Origin of the sequence: Acidovorax sp. (assembly GCF_046314175.1) — a bacterium.
Lineage (GTDB): Bacteria > Pseudomonadota > Gammaproteobacteria > Burkholderiales > Burkholderiaceae_C > Acidovorax.
Genome location: NZ_JBKBXG010000169.1, coordinates 1 through 5,010 on the forward strand (window position 1 = coordinate 1; position 5,010 = coordinate 5,010).

The following is a 5,010-nucleotide window of genomic DNA, read 5'->3' on the forward strand; positions in this document are numbered from 1 at the left end:
GCGAGGCCGACGGCAAGTTCTACTTCAAGCTGGTGGACGCCGACGGCCGCCTGCTGCTGCAAAGCAGCGGATTTGATGCTCCCAAGGAAGCAGGCCAGGCCATTGCGCGGCTGCAACGCGAGGGCTTGGGCGCGCTGGCGGGCCAGCTGGCGCCCGTGGATGGAGTGGTGGATGCCGACGTGGCTGCGGCGCTGAAGGCGTTGGCGGACGCTGCGGCGTGAATCGGCATTGCTTCGCTTTACTACAATATTGATAGCTATTAGCGCATACCAGGCAAACGCCAGAGGCCAAAAAGACCATTAATCCATGCGATAACGCAGGCTGGTCCACAGCGTGGGCCGCACGGTGCCGTGCAGCGGGGTTTGCAGCGTGCCCGTCCATGCCCAGCGGCGGTCGGCGGATTCGCGGAACAACACCAGGTTGAAGCTCCACCCCGCGCTCTGCGACACGGTGTTGGCCTCGTCCGCAAAACGCGAGCCCCGGTAGACCAGCGACGCCAGCGTCAGGTCGCGCCCCCCATGCTTCCACACATTGGCCAGCACGGCCGTGTGCTGTGGCACGCCCGGCAGCAGGTTGCCCGCGTGCTGCACGCCGGTGTTGCGCGACTCAGCCCAGGTGTAGCTGGTAAGCACACTCCAGCGCGGCGCCAGCACCCGGTTCAGCGCCACGCCGGCCTGGTGTAGGCGGCCCTCGCTGAAATACGGGTTGCCGTTGTAGGCGTCAATGGCCACCTGGCCCGACACCCCCACAGGCGCCAGCACACCGGCCCGGTCGGACACCAGGCTGCCCATGTTGGGCAACAACAGGCGCCCGTCGGCAAAGGTGGGGTTGGTGATGGTCTGGCTGCTGAGCATGCCCCAGGCGAAGGTGCGTGCGTCCATCTCCCAGTCCAGCTGCACCGCCTTTTTGCGGACCAGGCTGCCCACGCGCTGGTACTGGTGGTCGATGGGGATGGCACCCACCGCTACCGGTGCCAGCGTGTGCGTGGCGGGCGCGTGCACGTTTTCGATGTAAGCCGCATGCAGGGCCCTGCCGGGCCCGATGCGGTAGGAAATGCCTGCGCGTGGCCGCAGGCGCCGGGCGTGGCCGCCCTCGGTGGTATCCGGCTCAAAAAAGTCTTCGTCGGTGACCAGGCTGTAGTAGCGGTTCACAGACTGGGCGCGCAGTTGGGGCCAGGCCACGCCCGCCTCCCAGGCCCACGGGCCGTGCTGCCACTCGGCGTTCAGCCAGGGCATGTCAAACCGTGCGGTGCTGGTGCCGTCGGAGCCCTCGAACGGCGCACCCGGGTCGTACAGGCCCGAACGCCCCAGCGCCCGCACGTTCTCCCAGCCAAAGCTGATGCGCCGCCCGGGCGTTTGCACCACATGCCGCAGCATCACGCCATCCATGCGCTCCTGCACCCGCGAGTTCTGCAAGCCCAGGCCATCCACGTCCAGCTCCCGGGTGTTGGTGCTGCGCACGTGGTGCAGCTTGAGCCAGGTCTGCGCGTCGGCCGACCAGCGCCAGGAACCACCTGCATCGGTGCGCGCGGCGTGGGTGCGCGCCACGCCGTCAAACCGTGCCGAGCCCAGGTCCAGCCCGCCCGGGTAACCCACGCGGTCCCAGCCCTGGTCATGCACCACAAACACGCCCAGGCGGTCGGTAGGCCGCGCACCCCAGCCCAGCGTAGCCATGGGGGCGGTCAACCAGTAAGCGCCAGACCCGCCCCTTGGCGACAGGCGCAAGCCGGAGGCGCGCGCCAGCCAGGCCATCGGCACGGTGCTGGCATCCAGCCCCCGCAGAGTGACGCCGCCCACCAGGGCCGTGTGCACGGGGTTGCGCTCTGCGCTGGCGGCCCACACCGCTTCCTGCCCCTCGGTGGGAAACACCGGCACCTGCCGCTCACCCACGCCCAACGTCAGCGGGTCGGCCAGGTAGCCCTGGTACAGCTCGGAGTTGCGGCTGTAGTCGCTCTCGTACCGGTTGGCCATGAAGAAGTGGCTGCCCGCCCACAGCGGGTAGTACGACTGCTGTGCATAGGCACGCGCCCAATGCTCCATCCCGAAGTCGCCCAGCGCCTTGCCCAGGTTGGCCGAGCCCTGGCTGTCAGACACCAGCGGATTGAGCGACTTGAGGTAAGGCAGTCGCACCAGCGCCTCGCGCGCGGCGGCCATGGCAGCCTCGGGCTCGCCGCTGTCATTGCGCAGGATGGATTCGATCTGCCAGGGGAGCGGGTCGTTGGCGTCGGCCAGGCGCGCGCGGTCCAGCGAGTCCAGCGCTGCAGCGCGTTCGCCCAGCTGGTATTCGGCCACGGCCAGCCACACCTGGGCCCGCGCATACCGCGGCTCGATCACCAGCGCCTTGAGCAGCAGGGTGCGCGCCGCCTCGGCGTCGCCCCGCTGCAAGGCCAGCAAACCGGCGCCCGCCAGGCTGGTGTAGTCATCACCCGCCAGCGCCAGGGCTTCGTCAAAGCCCGTGCGCGCCTCGGGCAGGCGCAGCGCCTCGGTGTCGGCGGTGGCCTGCTCGGCGCGGTAGCCGGGGTGCTGGGGCGCCAGTTGCACCGCGCGTGCCAGGGCGACGCGGGCGGCGTGCAGATCGCCGCGCTCTTGCAGGGCACGGCCCAGGCCCCAGAGTGCAGCGGCCCACCGCATGGTTGCGGGGTTCTGTGCGGCGGCCTGGCGTGCGGTTGCAGGGTCTGACGCTGCGACCTGCTGCGCATCCACCTCGGCGAGGACCACAGCCTGCCGGTACAGGGCCAGCGCGGCATCGCCCCGGCCTTCCAGGCGGTGCGCGTCGGCATCGGCCAGCAGCAGGTCTACCGATGTGGGGGCTACTGCTCGCGTGGTGTCGATCCATGCACGGGCCTCGGCAGAACGGTCCAGCGCCAGCAGCAGATCGGCGCGGCGCGCGGCGGTGCGAGGATCTTGGCTGCGCTGCCAGGCGCTTGCAAGACGGGTTTGCGCAGCATCGAGCTGCCCCTCAAAAACTTCCAGGTCGGCAAGGACCAGCTCCACCACAGCGGCGCTTTCGCCGTGGGTAGACATCGCCCGCAACCGCGTCTGCGCGCCGCCCCAGTTGCCCGCCAGCAGATCGGTACGCACGGCAGCCAGTGCGGGTGAAATGTCGGCGCGCTGAAACTCTGCCCAGCGCGTGGCATCTGCCGGGTAGGCCGTCACCCACTGCACCCTCTCGCGCGGGTTCACCAACACCCGTTTGATGGGAGCCTTGCCCGGCTCCACAAACCCTTGCTCTGCGGGGCCCAGTTGCACGCTGCCCTGGGCGTTGGACAGCTCCACCTGCCCCGACAGCACCGTGAACGTGGTGCGCCCGGCGGCATCCACCTCCACATCCCAATCGGTACCCCGCACCGCCGCCAGCGCGGCGGGGGTTTGCAGTTGCAGCGTGGCGGGGGTTTTTTTGGTGCGGGCCCACAGGCGCCCGGCGGCCAGCTCCAGCAGGGTGCGGTGGGGCTGCGCTTCGCACAGGCGCAGTTGCGCGTTGGCCGACATGCGGATCTGGGTACGGTCGGCCAGCAGGAGCGCGGCCGACGACAGCGCCAACGTGCGCATGTCGGCCCCCGCCCCCAGTTGCTGGGCCAGTGCGGCGGGCGACCACGGCTCGACACCTGGCGCACGGGTCTGCCCCTGGCCCGCCAGCGCCACGATCTGCGCCGCAGACGCTCCGGGCGCGAGCGACACGCCCGCGCACTGCGCCCAGGCCGGGGTGGCGCCCAGCGCCCCCAACATCAGCCCCACGGGGGTCCACCAGCAAGAACGACGGGATGGCATGGCGTGGCCTTTCATCATCAATCGCGGGGTCAGGATTTGTCGAGCGCGCGGGCGCTGAAGCCTGCAGGCGCACCCTTCGCCTGCGCAGCCCCAGCCGTGTCTGCGACGGCCCTTACACGTGCGTACAACAGATCGGCGTGCGCCACCCACTGCGGCGCCAGCAGCCGGGCATGGGCCTGCCAGTCGGTACAGCCCGCGAGCGCAAGCGCCCACTCACCCGCCTGCAGGTGGCGGTGCAGCGCCAGGCTGGTGGCAACCAGGGTCAGGTCGTCGCAGAGGGTGTACACGTCCAGACCGCTGCTGCGCCCCGCCAGCACCACGGTGTCGAGCCAGAGCAGGCGCGCCCGCAGCGGGTCACCGGCGGGCAAGGCGGCCTGTGTGGCGCCGGACAGCAGCACGCCGGTGCCAAAGGCCTTGTTGGCGCCCTCCAGCCGCGCAGCGGTGTTCACCGCATCGCCGACGGCGGTGTAGGTAAACCGTTCGTGCGACCCCAGCGGCCCTACCGCCGCTTCGCCCGTGTGCAGGCCGATACGCAACTGCACATGGGCAAACGGTGTGCCCTGCCACTGCGCGCGCAGGGTTGCCATCTCCAGCTGCATGGCCTGTGCGCAGGCCAGCGCCCGGGCCGCGTGGGCAGGCTCGGGCAAGGGGGCGTTCCAGAAGGCCATGACCGCATCGCCGATGAACTTGTCCAGCGTGCCGCCATGAGCATGCACCACATGGGTCATGCGCGAAAAATATGCATTCAGCGCCCGGGCCACGGCTTCGGGCGGCAGGTGTTCGCTGGCCGCGGTAAAGCCTGCCAGGTCGGAAAACAGCAGCGTGAGCACACGCCGCTCGCCCCGCAGGGCGGGTGCGGCGGCTTCGATATCTGCCGCCAGCGCGTCGACCACGGCCGGCGGCACATAGCGCCCGAATTCGCTGCGCAGTTGTTCGCGGCGGCGGCGCTCGCGCCAGTAGCTGCCAATGGCTGCCACGTTCAGGTGCAGGGCCAGCGCGGCCACGGTGGGCAGTGCGCTCCACCACACACCCGCCACCAGCGCACCGCCTGCGCCCAGCACTGCCAGCAGCACCAGCGCGGCGGTCCAGGCAGTGGCGCGCCAGGCGCTGAAGCGCCGCGTGCGCCATGCCACCAGTGCGACCGCCAGCGCAGCCTGCAGCAGCGGCAAAGCCGGGTGTGCGGGCACGATCCAGTCGCCCGCGAGCCCATTGGCGAGCGCCGTGGCATGCAGGAACACGCCGG

General features: G+C 70.3%; 3 protein-coding genes. 1 reads left to right on the plus strand and 2 read right to left on the minus strand.

All coding sequences use genetic code 11. The features are described from left to right. A partial coding sequence (locus tag ACK4OE_RS25115) for a DUF1508 domain-containing protein (RefSeq protein WP_409889149.1) occupies positions 1-221 on the plus strand: 221 nt, incomplete at its 5' end. A gap of 78 nt (positions 222-299) precedes the next feature. Here ACK4OE_RS25115 and ACK4OE_RS25120 read toward each other — a convergent pair. Next, positions 300-3,767 (minus strand): FecR domain-containing protein, encoded by a 3,468-nt coding sequence (locus tag ACK4OE_RS25120; RefSeq protein WP_409889150.1) that lies wholly within the window; start codon positions 3,765-3,767, stop codon positions 300-302. Positions 3,768-3,796: 29 nt separating this feature from the next. Further along, on the minus strand, positions 3,797-5,010 hold a 1,214-nt coding region (locus ACK4OE_RS25125; RefSeq protein ID WP_409889151.1), incomplete at its 5' end, for an adenylate/guanylate cyclase domain-containing protein.